Annotated in this window: 11 protein-coding genes and 1 pseudogene; 5 read left to right on the top strand and 7 right to left on the bottom strand. The window is 72.6% G+C overall.

Translation table 11 applies throughout. The features are described from left to right. Window positions 1-22: 22 nt before the first annotated feature. The 3 genes and pseudogenes from OG509_RS23455 to OG509_RS23445 all read right to left on the bottom strand — a co-directional run bounded on the left by OG509_RS23455 (window position 23) and on the right by OG509_RS23445 (window position 3041). Window positions 23-934 (bottom strand): N-acetylneuraminate synthase family protein, encoded by a 912-nt coding sequence (locus OG509_RS23455; RefSeq protein WP_030154928.1) that lies wholly within the window; start codon window positions 932-934, stop codon window positions 23-25. Window positions 935-969: 35 nt separating this feature from the next. After that, a pseudogene (locus OG509_RS23450) lies at window positions 970-1698 on the bottom strand (cytidylyltransferase domain-containing protein); the annotation flags it as partial. After that, entirely contained in the window at window positions 1695-3041 is a 1347-nt protein-coding gene (locus tag OG509_RS23445; protein ID WP_406184427.1) for a DUF6716 putative glycosyltransferase, read from the bottom strand. The pseudogene OG509_RS23450 and the gene OG509_RS23445, both read right to left, overlap by 4 nt. 176 nt (window positions 3042-3217) lie before the next feature. Between OG509_RS23445 and OG509_RS23440 the strand changes: the two genes are divergently transcribed. Genes OG509_RS23440 through OG509_RS23430 form a run of 3 tightly spaced genes read left to right on the top strand, consistent with a single transcriptional unit; the run spans window position 3218 to window position 6740 of the window. After that, complete coding sequence (locus tag OG509_RS23440) at window positions 3218-4195, top strand: glycosyltransferase family 2 protein (RefSeq protein ID WP_406184426.1); 978 nt, start codon at window positions 3218-3220, stop codon at window positions 4193-4195. After that, a complete protein-coding gene (locus OG509_RS23435; protein ID WP_406184424.1) occupies window positions 4195-5562 on the top strand; it encodes a polysialyltransferase family glycosyltransferase in 1368 nt (455 codons plus the stop codon). The genes OG509_RS23440 and OG509_RS23435 overlap by 1 nt, the downstream gene beginning before the upstream one ends. Continuing rightward, the gene (locus tag OG509_RS23430) at window positions 5559-6740 is read left to right on the top strand and encodes an acyltransferase family protein (protein WP_406184423.1); all 1182 of its coding nucleotides are present in this window, start codon (window positions 5559-5561) and stop codon (window positions 6738-6740) included. Before OG509_RS23435 ends, OG509_RS23430 begins: the two co-directional genes overlap by 4 nt. Here OG509_RS23430 and leuE read toward each other — a convergent pair. Further along, entirely contained in the window at window positions 6733-7386 is a 654-nt protein-coding gene (gene leuE / locus OG509_RS23425) for a leucine efflux protein LeuE (protein WP_406184422.1), read from the bottom strand. The genes OG509_RS23430 and leuE overlap by 8 nt on opposite strands. 44 nt (window positions 7387-7430) lie before the next feature. Then, complete coding sequence (locus OG509_RS23420; RefSeq protein ID WP_406184420.1) at window positions 7431-9011, bottom strand: methylmalonyl-CoA mutase; 1581 nt, start codon at window positions 9009-9011, stop codon at window positions 7431-7433. Window positions 9012-9187: 176 nt separating this feature from the next. Here OG509_RS23420 and OG509_RS23415 point away from each other — a divergent pair, with 176 nt between their 5' ends. After that, a complete protein-coding gene (locus tag OG509_RS23415) occupies window positions 9188-10072 on the top strand; it encodes a peptidoglycan-binding protein (protein ID WP_406184419.1) in 885 nt (294 codons plus the stop codon). Window positions 10073-10412: 340 nt separating this feature from the next. Here the strand turns inward: OG509_RS23415 and OG509_RS23410 are convergent, their stop codons facing one another. Both OG509_RS23410 and OG509_RS23405 read right to left on the bottom strand, forming a co-directional pair. Continuing rightward, a complete protein-coding gene (locus tag OG509_RS23410; RefSeq protein ID WP_406184418.1) occupies window positions 10413-11456 on the bottom strand; it encodes a hypothetical protein in 1044 nt (347 codons plus the stop codon). Further along, window positions 11456-12199 carry an RNA polymerase sigma factor gene (locus tag OG509_RS23405; protein ID WP_406187653.1) on the bottom strand — a complete coding sequence of 248 codons (744 nt, stop codon included), beginning with the start codon at window positions 12197-12199 and terminating at the stop codon, window positions 11456-11458. Before OG509_RS23405 ends, OG509_RS23410 begins: the two co-directional genes overlap by 1 nt. A 333-nt stretch (window positions 12200-12532) precedes the next feature. Here OG509_RS23405 and OG509_RS23400 point away from each other — a divergent pair, with 333 nt between their 5' ends. Then, complete coding sequence (locus tag OG509_RS23400; RefSeq protein WP_406184417.1) at window positions 12533-13138, top strand: 2-oxo-4-hydroxy-4-carboxy-5-ureidoimidazoline decarboxylase; 606 nt, start codon at window positions 12533-12535, stop codon at window positions 13136-13138. Window positions 13139-13240 lie beyond the last annotated feature (102 nt).

The raw sequence follows: 13240 nt of genomic DNA, 5'->3' as shown, positions 1-13240 counted from the left end.
GGACCGGGGCAGGACCGGGGGGTCAGACCGAGGCGAGCTCGCCCTGGACCCGGCGGAGCTTCTTCATGGGGCCGAGCTCGGAGTCGTAGACGCGCTTGATGCCGTCGCCGAGGGCGGTCTCGATGGTGCGGATGTCGCGGACCAGGCGGGCGAGGCCGCCGGGCTCCACGGAGGCGGCCTGGTCGGAGCCCCACATGGCGCGGTCGAGGGTGATGTGGCGCTCGACGAAGGTGGCGCCGAGGGCGACGGCCGCGAGGGTGGTCTGCAGGCCCGTCTCGTGGCCGGAGTAGCCGATCGGGACGTTGGGGTACTCCTCCTGCAGGGTGTTGATCACCCGCAGGTTGAGCTCCTCCGCCTTGGCCGGGTACGTCGACGTGGCGTGGCAGAGCAGGATGTTGTCGCTGCCGAGCACCTCCACCGCGTGGCGGATCTGCTTCGGGGTGGACATGCCGGTGGAGAGGACGACGGTGCGGCCGGTGGCGCGCAGGGCGCGCAGCAGCTCGTCGTCGGTCAGGGAGGCGGAGGCCACCTTGTGGGCGGGGACGTCGAACTTCTCCAGGAAGGCGACGGCCTCGGTGTCCCACGGGGAGGCGAACCAGTCGATGCCCCGCTTGGCGCAGTGCTCGTCGATGGAGCGGTACTCGGCCTCGCCGAACTCCACGCGGTGGCGGTAGTCGATGTACGTCATCCGGCCCCAGGGGGTGTCGCGCTCGATGTCCCACTGGTCGCGCGGGGTGCAGATCTCCGGGGTGCGCTTCTGGAACTTCACCGCGTCGCAGCCCGCTTCGGCGGCGGCGTCGATGAGGGCGAACGCGTTGCCGAGGTCGCCGTTGTGGTTGATGCCGATCTCACCGACGACGTACACGGGGCGGCCGGGGCCGGCGGTGCGGGAGCCGAAGGTGCGCAGGCGCGAGTTGGGGGTGGCGACGGTCATGGCAGAAGAGGTCCTTCGTTCGGTGCGTGGGGGTGCTGAGGGGAGGTGAACAGGGGGGCGAGGAGGCGGGCGCGCGCGAGGTCGTGCGGGTCGTCGATCTCCAGGACCCGTGCGGGGTCGGTGGCGACGGGGAGGGTGCGCCCGAAGAAGCGGTGCCGCGCGCCGCGGAAGCCAGCGGCGTCCATGGCGTAGGCGGCGCCGGTCTCCAGCAGGTCCTGGGGGCGGTCCTGGCGGCGGGGGCGGACGGCCTTGTCGTGGTTGACTCCGGCCCCGGCGCCGTCGGCCGCCTCCCGCCACAGGAAGCCGTGGAACGGGGCGACGGTCAGGGCCGAGTCGGCCGCGCCGGTGGCGACGGCGGCGGCGACCGACTCGACGTCGGAGGAGGTCAGGAAGGGGCTGGTGCACTGGACGAGGAGGACGACGTCCACGGTGAGGGAGTGCAGTTCCTCGAAGGCGTCGAGCGCATGCAGTACGGCGGCCTCGCTGCTCGCGGTGTCCCCGGAGATCGCCGCGGGGCGGCGGATCGCGTCGGCCCCGGCGGCGCGGGCGGCTTCGGCGATGGGGGCGGCGTCGGTGGAGACCACGACGTCGGTGACGGTGTCCGCGCCCCGGCAGGCCTGGACGGCCCGTACGACGAGCGGGACGCCGGCCACCTCGGCGAGGTTCTTCCCCGGGACCCCCTTGGAGCCGCCGCGGGCCGGGATCACGGCCAGGACGCGGGGGCGGGCGGCGGGGTTCGCGGCCGGGTTCGCGCGGGGGCTCACAGCTCCCCCATCCGGCGGATCATCGGGGCCACGCGCTGGACGCCGTGCCGGTACGCACCGCGGGCGGCCTCGCGCAGGTGCGAGCGGAGCCAGCGGCGCAGCCGGGACTCCCCGCCGCTCTCGCGGACGGCGCCGGGCAGCGGGGTCCCGTCGGGGGCGAGGTGGTGGCGGGCCAGGATGCCGGGCAGGTACCCGGGCGCGGTGACCTGTGTGTAGTAGGGGGCGACGGCGGGGAGCACCGGACGGTCCAGCAGTTCGCCGAGCCGCTCGCGCGCGGCGGCGAAGGGGTCGCCGGCGCCGGACGCACCCGTCACGCCCTGGTCGGCCAGCCACTGTGGGTCGCCCTGCGGAAGCAGGCCCGCGTCGAGCTGGTCCCAGGAGGCCAGGCAGCCCGAGCCGAGGAAGTGGTGGTTGCCGAGCACCTCGCGGATGCCGAGGTCGGTGAGGACCGCCGTCGGGATCCCGCGGTGCAGGGACTCCAGGGCGGCCGTGGAGGAGACGGTGACCAGCAGGTCCGTACCGTCCAGGACCTCGCCCATGTTCCCGTACACCAGGCGGCAGTTGGCGGGCAGTCCGCCCGGGACCCGCTCGGCGAGCCGCTGGTACGGCTGCTCCTCCAGGTGCGTGGTGTGCTCCCCGGGCCGGCTGCGCAGCTTGATCAGCACCTCGCGCTCCGGGTGCAGCCGGGCGTGCCGGGCGGCCCGCTCCAGCAGGTACGCGCGGTCGGCGCGGCTCTCGGGGACGGAGGGCTGGACGGCGAAGACCACGGTGTGCGCGCCGGCGCCGGCCTTCTCGTACGCGGCTCCGTCCAGGAACGGCAGCGCCGTCTCCGTGACGGCGCCGGCGTCCGCGCCGACGCCCTCGTACACCGCGCGGAAGCGTCCGGCGTCGTACCGGGAGTTGGCGAGGACCAGGTCCGCCCCGTGGCGCAGCAGCAGCCCGTCGGCGAGCTTCTCGTATACGACGCCCACGTACCCGGTGACGAGCACGGGGCGGTCGGCCGGCTCGGGCCACAGCGCGCGTACCCCGTGCAGGACGGCCTGGACGGCCCCGCCGACGAGGGCGAGGACGACGACGTCGTACTTCTCGCGCTCGATCTCCGCGAGGAACTGAGTGCAGGTCACCTCGGAGAGCCGGTCCGCCCGGACGCCCACTTCGCCGAGCTGGCGGGCGGTCGGGGTGGCCCGGCCGCGGAGCAGGAATCCGGTGAGGTGCGGCTGCGCCGCCAGGCGGCGGGCGGTGAGTGCGCCCCATTTCCATCGCGTATCGGAATCGGCGAGTACGGCGACGCGGAGGGCAGTCCGAGGATGACTACGGGATGCTGCGCGATTACTGGCTGGCACCCGGCAGAAGCTATTCCGCAATTTCGGTGATCGGCCCAACGAATGCACAACAGCGGGTTAACAACCCGTCTACGTCATGCGAAACCGCACCGGTTAACGCGCCCGCCCCGCTTCGTTCACATGGAATCCGCGTACGGGCCATGGTGAATGCCGACCAACGCCTTAATGTCTCGCGGGTGCTCAAGCTCTCTGTTGTCGTGCCGTTCTACAACGTGCAGACATACGCACCGGATGCCCTGAAAAGCCTCGAACTGAACGCCCGGGACGATTTCGAGTTCCTGCTCGTCGACGACTGTTCGACGGACGGCACGCCCGAACTCCTGGAGCGGGCGGCGCGCGAGCTGCCGGGGGCGGTGCTCCTCAGACACGAACGGAACGGCGGCCTGGCCACCGCCCGGAACACCGGCCTGGACGCGGCCCGCGGCGAGTACGTCACGTTCCTGGACGGCGACGACTGGCTGGCGCCCGGCCACCTGGCCCGCACCCTGGCCGTCATAGAGGCTCTGAGCTGCGATTTCGTCCGCAACGACCATGTCCAGGTGACCGGCCGCACCCGCAGCGTGCAGCGCGTCCCGTACGGTCCGCAGCTGGTCGTCGGCGATCCGCGCGCCGGGATCCTGCCCTCCTCGCGGGCCACCTCGGTCGATTACCCGTACGCCTGGGCCGGCATGTACCACCGGCGGCTGCTGGACCGCGGACTGCTGCACTTCACCGACGGGCTGCGGACGGCGGAGGACCGCCCGTGGATCTGGCGCCTGCACCGGGGGGCGGAGTCGTTCGCGGCGGTCGGGCTGCCGGGGATCTTCTACCGGCGCGGGGTCGCGACCTCGCTCACGCAGATCAAGGACGAGCGCCAGCTCGATTTCATCAAGGCTTTCGACCAGGTTCTGGCCGATACGGCCGAAGACCGGGAAAGTGATCTTCTGCTTCCGAAAGCCGTCCGAACATATTGTGCAATTATCGCGCACCACATCGGGTCCATCGAAAGGTATGAACCGGCCGTGGCCAAGAAACTCCGTTCGATGAGCGCGGCCGCACTCGGACGCATGCCCCAGGACGTACTGGACCAGGCCCTGAACGCGATGGACGCCGACCGCGCCGGAGTGCTGCGCCGCCTGCGCCGCCGACCCGCACGAGCGGGAGCCGCGCTCTGATGGCCGGTCACGACACCCTCCCCTGCACGCAGATCTTCCTGGCCTCCACGCTCTACGGGACGGCCACGCTCGCCGCCGGCATCGACGCGGGCAGCTTCCCGCCGGCCGGCCGCCGCATCCTGCTCACCAGCAACCACGCCCTCACCGCCGAGGTCTCCCCCGGTCTCGCCGACATGCCGGGCTTCGCCGCGCTGCGCACCCGCTTCGACGAGGTGCTCGACTGGAACGCCGCCATCGCCCCGCAGCACCCGAGCGCCTGGGCCCCGCGCGCCGAGGACGTCCCGCTGTGGGAACGGCAGCTCCGGGCGGTCTGGGGACTGGGCGAGGACCGCGTCGAGATCATCGTGGAGTCGATCCAGGTCCCGCCCGCCCGGACCCTGTGCACGCTGTTCCCCGGCGCCGCCGTGGACGTCTACGCCGACGGGCTGATGAGCTACGGACCCACCCGCTTCCGCCTCGACCCGCAGCTCGGCATGCGCGTGCGCCGCGTCCTGCACCTGGACCTGGTGCCGGGTCTGGAACCGCTGCTGCTCACCGAGTTCGACGTACGTCCGGAGCTGGTCCCGACCCCCGAGTTCCTGAAGGTGCTCGCCGAGCTCCCCTCCTACGGGCCCGAGCTGGACGGCGTCGGTGAGGCCCCCGCGCTGCTGCTCGGCCAGTACCTCTCCGCGCTCGAACTCCTCTCCCCGCAGGAAGAGGAGGAGCTCCACGTGGAGATGGTCCGGGGCGCCCACGCCCTCGGCCACCGCGAGCTCGTCTTCAAACCGCACCCCAGCGCCCCCGCCGCGTACTCGCGCTGCGCCGAGGCCGAGGCCGAACGGCTCGGCGCCCGGCTCACCGTCATGGCCACCCCGGTCCTGGCCGAAACCCTCTACCAGCGGCTGCGCCCCGCTCTGGTCGTCGGCTGCTTCTCCACCGGGCTGCTGACCGCCGCCACCCTGTACGGGCTGCCGGTGGCGCGCACCGGGACCGAGGCCATACTGGCCCGCCTCACCCCGTACCAGAACAGCAACCGGATCCCGCTCACGATCGTGGACGCGACCCTGCCCGCCCTCGCGGACGCCGAGGCCGTCGCCGGGTGGACCGCACCCGGCCCCGAGGAGAACGGGGAGCGGCTGACCGGGCTGCTCACCGCCGTCGGGTTCACCATGCAGCCGCAGATCCTGGCCTCGCGCCGCACCGAGGCCGAGCGCTACCTCGCCGCGCATCTGGACGACCGGACCTGGCGCTACTTCAAGCGCCGCCGGCTGACCACCCTCGGGCTGCCCGGCGGCATCCCGGCCCAGCTGTCCTTCCTGCCGCACAGCCCGGCCGTCCGCCGCGTGGTCCGCCGGCTGAAGCGGCTGCGCGCGGCCCGCCCGCGGTGACGGCGACCGCCGACGCGGCCGCGGTCCCCGCCCCTCGGGTCCGGGAGCGGGCCGCGGGGGCGGGGGCGGCCGGGCGGCTGCGGGCGCTCGACGGATTACGGCTGCTCGCCGCCCTGATGGTCGCCGGGTACCACTACGGCGGCCGTGGCGGGCAGATCGCCGACGCCTGGGGCGCCTCGCCGCGGCAGCTGTTCCCCGCCGCCGCGCCCTGGCTGGCGTACGGCTGCCTCGGGGTGCAGATCTTCTTCGTGATCAGCGGCTTCGTGATCTGTCTGAGCGCCGAGGGGCGCTCGGTACGCGCCTTCGCCGCCTCGCGCGCGGCCCGGCTGTACCCGGCGTACTGGGTGGCGCTGGTCCTGGTCGCGGTGGCAGCCCGGGCCGTGCCGGTGTCGGACTTCCTGGTCAACCTGACGATGCTCCAGCAGCCGCTGGGGGCCGAGCGGGTCCTCGGGGTGTGCTGGACGCTCTGGGCGGAGCTGCGGTTCTACGTGCTCTTCGCGCTCTGCGTCGTCCTGCCGGGCGGGGGCCGCCGCCGGACCCTGCTGTTCTGCGCCGGCTGGATGCTGGCGGCGGTCCTCGCGGACGCGGCCGACCCGGGCGGGAAGGGGTTCCTCGCCCAGGCGCTGATGCCGCAGTACGCGCCGTTCTTCATCGGCGGCATCGGCCTCTACCTGGTGCACCGCGATCGGCGGGACCGGCTCGCCTGGGCGGTGGCCCTGGCCGGCTGGCTGCTCGGGCAGCACTACGCGGTGGCGGGGCTGTGGCACGCGCCGGACCCGCGGTTCTTCTCGTACCGCAGTGCGGTGGTGATCATCGCGGTGGTCACGGCCGGGTTCGCGGCGGTGGCACTGGTGGCGCTCGGCCGCCTCGGCGGCGGGCTCGGCCGCCTCGGCGGCGGGCTCGGCCGCCTCGGCGGCGGGCTCGGCGGACGGGCCGGGTGGCCCGGGTGGCGGTGGCTGACCCTGGCCGGGGCGCTGACGTACCCCTTCTACCTGGTCCACGAGCACCTGGGCTGGCTGGTCATCGCCGCCCTGCACCGCCGGGCGGGGCTGCCGCCCGGGGCGGTGTTCGCGCTGACGGTGGCGGCCATACTGGCGCTGGCCTGGGCGGTCCACCGCGGGGTGGAACGCCCGCTGGGCCCGCGCCTTCGCAAGGCCCTCGGCACACCCCCTAGCTGACGGCCAGCTTCGCGGCGAAGCCGAGGAAGAGCACGCCCGCCGCCGAGGTGGCCCCCGCCGAGAGCCGCCTGCGGCGGCGGAAGGCGGCGGACAGCCGGGTCCCGCTGAAGATCAGCAGGGTCAGGTACAGGAAGCTGCCGAACTGGAGCAGCGCGCCCAGCAGCAGGAACGAGAGCGCCGGGTAGGCGTACGAGGGATCCACGAACTGCACGAAGAAGGAGACGAGGAACAGGATCGCCTTGGGGTTGAACAGGCTGATCAGCAGCGCCCGACGGTACGGCCGCTCCCCCTCGGCGGCCTCGCCAGGCGCCGGGGCCTCGGCCACCTCGTCCCGCTCGGCCCGCGAGCGCCACAGCGCCCACGCCCCGCGCATCATCCCGACCGCGAGCCAGGTCAGGTACCCGGCGCCGAGCAGCTTGACGATGCCGAAGGCCACCGGACTGGCCTGGAGCAGCGCCCCGGCCCCGGCGGCGGCGAGCACCATCAGGACGGCGTCGCCGGTGAACACCCCGGCGGCGGCCTTGTACCCGGTCCGCACCCCGCGGCGCGCCGCGACGGAGAGCACGTACAGCGAGTTCGGCCCCGGCAGCAAAATGATCAATATGAGCCCGACGAGATAGGTCGGCAGATCGGTGACACCCAGCATGGGCAGGAGTGTCCCACAAGGACGCACCTGTCGTCGCCCGCATTTCACCAGGTGGAATCGGCCGGCTGGTACGTCCCCCACACCTCCCGCAGCGCGTTGCAGACCTCGCCCACCGTGGCGCGGGCGCGCAGGGCCTCCTTCATGGGATAGAGCACGTTCGCCGTGCCCGCCGCCGCCTCGCGCAGGGTGCCCAGCGCCGCCGCCACCGCCTCGCCGTCGCGCTCCGCTCGCAGGGCCGCCAGCGCCTGGCGCTGCCGGTTCTCGATCTCCGGGTCGACGCGCAGCGGCTCGTACCGCTCCTCCTGCTCCAGCGTGAAGCGGTTGACCCCGACCACCACGCGCTCGCCGCCGTCCGTCTCCCGCGCGATGCGGTACGCGTTCCGCTCGATCTCCCCCTTCTGGAAGCCGGCCTCGATCGCGGCCACCGCCCCGCCCAGGTCCTCGACCCGCCGCATCAGCGCGAGCGCCGCCTCCTCGACCTCGTCCGTCATCCGCTCCACCGCGTACGAGCCCGCGAAGGGGTCGACGGTGTGCGGCACGTCCGTCTCGTACGCGAGCACCTGCTGGGTCCGCAGCGCGAGGCGCGCCGATTTCTCCGTCGGCAGGGCGATCGCCTCGTCGAAGGAGTTGGTGTGCAGCGACTGGGTGCCACCCAGCACCGCCGCCAGTGCCTGCACGGCCACCCGTACGAGGTTCAGCTCGGGCTGCTGCGCCGTCAGCTGCACCCCTGCCGTCTGGGTGTGGAAGCGCAGCATCAGCGACTTGGGGTTGCGGGCCCCGAACTCCTCGCGCATGACCCGGGCCCAGATCCGGCGCGCGGCCCGGAACTTCGCGACCTCCTCCAGCAGCGTGGTGCGGGCGACGAAGAAGAAGGAGAGACGCGGGGCGAACTCGTCGACCTCCATCCCGGCGGCCAGCGCGGTCCGTACGTAGGCGATCCCGTCCGCCAGCGTGAAGGCGATCTCCTGCGCGGGCGAGGCCCCGGCCTCGGCCATGTGGTAGCCGGAGATGGAGATGGTGTTCCAGCGGGGGATCTCGGCCTTGCAGTACCTGAAGGTGTCGGCGGTCAGCCGGAGCGAGGGCTCGGGCGGGAAGATGTAGGTGCCCCGCGCGATGTACTCCTTGAGCACGTCGTTCTGCACGGTTCCGGTCAGCTGCGCGCCCGCGATCCCGTGCTCCTCGGCGACGAGCTGGTACATGAGGAGGAGCAGCGCCGCCGGGGCGTTGATCGTCATGGACGTGGAGACCCGGTCGAGCGGGATCCCGTCGAAGAGCACCCGCATGTCGTCGACGGAGTCGACGGCGACGCCGACCTTGCCGACCTCCCCGTGCGCGAGGGGCGCGTCGGAGTCGTGCCCCATCTGCGTCGGGAGGTCGAAGGCGACCGACAGTCCGGTGCCGCCGCCGGCGATGAGCTGCCGGTACCGGGCGTTGGACTCGGCCGCCGTCCCGAACCCGGCGTACTGCCGCATGGTCCACGGCTTGCCGGTGTACATGCTCGGGTAGACACCTCGCGTGTACGGATACGCCCCCGGTTCGCCCAGTTTGACCCCCGGATCCCACCCCGTCAGATCTCCCGGCCCGTACACGGGTTCGATCGGAATCCCACTCTCGGTACTGGCCATGTGACCAAACCCTCCATGGAGCAAATGGGCTCGGGGCTGATACAACTCCCCGCGGCGGCTCCGGCTGTCGTCTGACGGCCGCTGGTCACAATGGCGCAACATCCCTGGATCGTCTGCAACTGTCCACGCCCGTCAGGCATCACCTACATACACGACGTAGAAAACGGGGGACCGCAATGCTTCGCCAGAGAGTCATAGTCCGCACGCTCGGGGTGGCCACCGCCGTCGCGCTCGCCGCGACCGCCTGCGGGCCGCAGAAGACGGAGCCGGCCGGCTCCGCTTCCAAGGTGCCGTCCGCGTCCGCGGCGGGTTCCACCCCCGAGAGTTCCCCGTCGACGGACAACAAGCCCGCCGACGCCTCCCCCTCGCCGTCGCCGTCGCCGTCCGCCTCGGAGTCGGCCTCGCCGTCCGCGTCCCCCTCGCCGACCGTCAAGGCCATCATGGCGAACGGCGACGAGAGCGAGCAGGTGCGCGAGCTCCAGGCCCGCCTGAAGCAGCTCAAGTACATGACGGTCGCCCCGACCGGCTTCTACGGCTCGAAGACGACCGCCGCGGTCAAGTCCTTCCAGTCGAAGAACGGCCTGACGGCCTCGGGCGCCGTCGACGACGCCACCTGGAAGAAGATCCAGAGCGTCAGCAAGAAGCCCACCGCCGACGAGCTGCGCCCGCCGACCGTCAACGAGGTCGACGCGCCGGACCCGCGCTGTATGACGGGCCGCGTCATGTGCATCAGCAAGGAGAGCCGCACGCTCGCCTGGATGATCGACGGCAAGGTCGTCTCCACGATGGACGTCCGCTTCGGCTCCGAGAACACCCCGACCCGAGAGGGCCAGTTCAAGGTGGAGTGGAAGGCCAAGGACTGGACGTCGACGATCTACCACACGCCGATGCCGTACTCGATGTTCTTCAGCCAGGGCCAGGCGGTGCACTACTCCGCCGACTTCGCGGCCCGCGGTTACGCCGGCGCCTCGCACGGCTGCGTGAACGTCCGGGACAAGGGCAAGCTCGCGTCGCTGTTCGAGCAGGTGCAGGTCGGCGACAAGGTCGTCGTCTACTGGTGATCCCCGATGGCCGGGCGGTGCCGGCGATCCCGGTGACTCCGATGATCCCGGTGATCCGGTCGGTGAAGTAAATGGCGCGGGCAGGGCCGGGGGAACGAACCCCGCCCGCGCCGGGTGCGCAGAGCCCAGGGGTACGGGGGGAACCCCGGCTCATGCGCGGCCGATGACCAGTCGGCTCGATATGTACTGCGCCGCAGGTTCGAAAAGTGTTACAGCCCGTTCATGCCGACGGCCGGAACCTGCACGGTGAGCCCGTACGGACCGCCCGAAGACCACCCGAAGGATGGCCGGAAACAGCCGTCAGGCCGTCGGGCTTTCAGACTTTCGGACCTTCGGACCTTCAGCGCGACGGCAGGCGGACCGGAGCGGACACGTCCGGGCTGGCCGGGGTGAGCGTCGGCGCCTCCAGTACGTCGCCCCCGGTGTCCGAACCGCGCGGAACGGTCGGGGTGGTGCTCCTGGCCGGCCCGTCGAGCAGGTCCTCGCAGAAGTGCGGGATGCGGGCGAGGCCCTTCGCCAGCTTCGAGAGCCTTTCGCGGCGGTCCGAGGTCATCTCCCCCGAGCGGTAGGCCTCGCACAGGTCCACCGCCTTGATGCGGGTCTGGCCGTCCTTCAGCGAGGTGGTCCCGCCCGCGAGCGCGTCCTTGCCGCCCTTCGTGCCCTCGCCGTCCTTGTCGGCGCCGCCGCCGGACGCCGCGTCGGGGCCGGTTCCCGTCCCGGTTCCGAATCCCTGCAGCGCGCCCGAGTCCAGGCCGCCGGGCGTCGACCCGCCGCCCGGGGTGGGCTGCACGCCGTCGGCGCCCCGGAAGGGGGTGGGCCGCAGCTGCGGGCCCGGAGTCGGGCCCCCGGTGTCGCCGGGCGGCGTCGGGTTCTCGTCGGCGCTGAGGGACACCGCCGGTATGGGACCCGCCGAGTCGTGCGTGCTCCGGTCCAGCAGGCCGGCCCCCGCGGCGACCGCCAGGCCTCCGACGGCGACGCCCGCCAGCGCGGCGACGAGCCCGAACCGCACCGGGCGGCTGCGCCGGGCCGTGGACACGGGGGCTGCGAGGGGGAGGATCCTGCCGAGTTCCACGAGGGGGGAGGTGTCGCCGCCGGCCGGCGCGGACATCGCGGAAAGTGCCGGAGCCCCGGAGGCCATCGATGCCCCGGACGCCGCCTGAGCCCCGGCCCCGGCGCGCGCCGCGCGGAAGGCGGCCACCGCGGCGGCCTCGCCGGGCAGTTCCACCCCGGCGCACGGCTGCGGCCCGGCCAGCATGTCGAGGGCGGCTCTGAGCCGGGCCTCCGCCTCGCGGGCGCTCCGGTCGCCGCCAGGTACGGCCTGGCCGCCGCGCAGCACTCGTTCCGCCGCGGCCTGGTCCAGCCACCTGTTGCGCTCGTCGGCCATCACATGTCCTTCTGCGTCCGCCAACGTGAATGCGTCACACCGGTTTGCTGTACGAGACCAGCGCCCCGGCCGCGCTGAGCGGGTACGGCGTCGAGATCCCTCCCGCCCCCGCCGTCCCGCGCCTGGCCACCGGCATTATGGCCGACCGGCCCCGCCGGGTCCGAGTCAGGATCCGGCTCCGGCGCGAAGCCGCCGTCCGAGCCGAGCAGCTCGGCCAGTTTCTTCAGGCCCCGATGGGCCGCGGTGCGTACGGCCCCGGGCCGCTTGCCCAGGGTCTCGGCCGCGCTCTTCGCGTCGAGGCCGACGACGACCCGGAGCACCACGGCCTCGGCCTGGTCCTGCGGAAGCTGGGCGATCAGTGCCATGGTCCGGCCGGTCGACAGGGCCTCCATCGCCTCGCCGGCGGTGTCGCTGTCGGCGGCGCGGCCCGTCAGCTCGGTCTCGTCGCCGCCGATGGCGGGACGTCGTCCGCGCATGCGGATGTGGTCGAGCGCGCGGTTGCGGCCGATGCGGGCGGCCCAGCCGCGGAAGCGGTCGGCGTCGCCGGTGAAGGAGTCGAGGTCGCGGGCGATCTGCAGCCAGGCCTCCGAGGTCACGTCCTCCGCGTCGCCGTCACCGACGAGCGTGCGTATGTAACCGAGCAGGCGTGGGTGCACGGCGCGGTACACAGTACGGAAAGCGCTCTCGTCGCCGCCCTGTGCCGCGAGCACCGCGGCGGTCAGCTCCGCGTCGTCCCCCAGCAAAGTCCCCAACCGTTTCACTGTCCTGTACCTGTGGCGCAAATCAGCACGTTACGGCTTTCAAGTACCTTCGTCCACGAGTTGTACGGGGAGCAACCAATCGTGCGCGAAGCGGGGTGTGACACAAAACGCACTCGCGGCGCTGACAGGGGTACGGGCTTGTCGCACGAGCCCGTACGGACGGCGACCGGGGCCTCTCCTGTGGGGGGTGGCGGCCTCGGTCGTCTTCCCCTCTCCCCCACCAGGCTGTTTCCACGCCACGCCCGTCATCCTTTCGGCTCACTTCCGGGTGAAAAGCTCAGATCGGTACGACACACCCGGCCCGGCGTCGCTAGCGTGGCGGTAGACCCGAGCCACGCCCCGAGGAGCCCCCCGCTGTCCAGCCACCTTCCGGCGCAGGCCCGCGGCAGCTCCGATCCTTCCCCCGGCTCCGGACTGGCGCGGTTCAACGCCCTCTCCCCCGAAGCCGCCGAGGCCGTGTTGCTGCACTGCTGCGGGAGCCGGCGCTGGGCGCAGCGGGTGGCCACCCACCGACCGTACCCGGATCCGGGCGTGCTGCTGGCCGCCGCCGACGAGGCCTCGTACGACCTCTCCCAGGCGGACCTGAGCGAGGCGCTGGCCTCGGAGTTCCCGGTGGAGCTGGACCACGGGGCCCCGTACGCCGCGCTCCTGGCGCTCGACGCGGCGCACGCGGAGTACGAGCGCAAGTTCGGCCACGCCTTCGTGATCTGCCTGGACGGGCACCCGCCGGAGGAGCAGGCGGACCAGCTGCTGGCCGCCATCCGGCGCCGCATGGAGCTGGAGGCGGACGAGGAGCGGTCGATCTCGGCGGACGAGCTGCGCCGCCTCGCCCAGGTGCGGCTCGCCGACCTGACACATTGGCTGACCTCCCCAGACGGTGTATCAGCTGCGAATTCCGGGCTATTCGCCCCTGTGGGATAGTCCGTCCGTGCCTGTTTGATCACACCGATGGACCCGGCGCGAGGGAACCGACAAAGCGTCGCTACGATGTCCGGGGCCGGAGGACCGTACCCGGCCGGGCCC

Source organism: Streptomyces sp. NBC_01006 (assembly GCF_045162725.1).
Classification (GTDB): Bacteria; Actinomycetota; Actinomycetes; order Streptomycetales; family Streptomycetaceae; genus Streptomyces.
Note: the sequence above shows the minus strand (reverse complement) of the source record. Positions and strands in the feature narration are given on the sequence as shown.

Excerpts from the sequence above, each read along its gene's own strand:
- OG509_RS23455 (WP_030154928.1), bottom strand. The coding sequence starts at position 934 with ATGACCGTCGCCACCCCCAACTCGCGCCTGCGCACCTTCGGCTCCCGC.
- OG509_RS23435 (WP_406184424.1), top strand. The coding sequence starts at position 4,195 with ATGGCCGGTCACGACACCCTCCCCTGCACGCAGATCTTCCTGGCCTCC.
- leuE (WP_406184422.1), bottom strand. The coding sequence starts at position 7,386 with ATGCTGGGTGTCACCGATCTGCCGACCTATCTCGTCGGGCTCATATTG.
- OG509_RS23420 (WP_406184420.1), bottom strand. The coding sequence starts at position 9,011 with ATGGCCAGTACCGAGAGTGGGATTCCGATCGAACCCGTGTACGGGCCG.
- OG509_RS23415 (WP_406184419.1), top strand. The coding sequence starts at position 9,188 with ATGCTTCGCCAGAGAGTCATAGTCCGCACGCTCGGGGTGGCCACCGCC.
- OG509_RS23410 (WP_406184418.1), bottom strand. The coding sequence starts at position 11,456 with ATGGCCGACGAGCGCAACAGGTGGCTGGACCAGGCCGCGGCGGAACGA.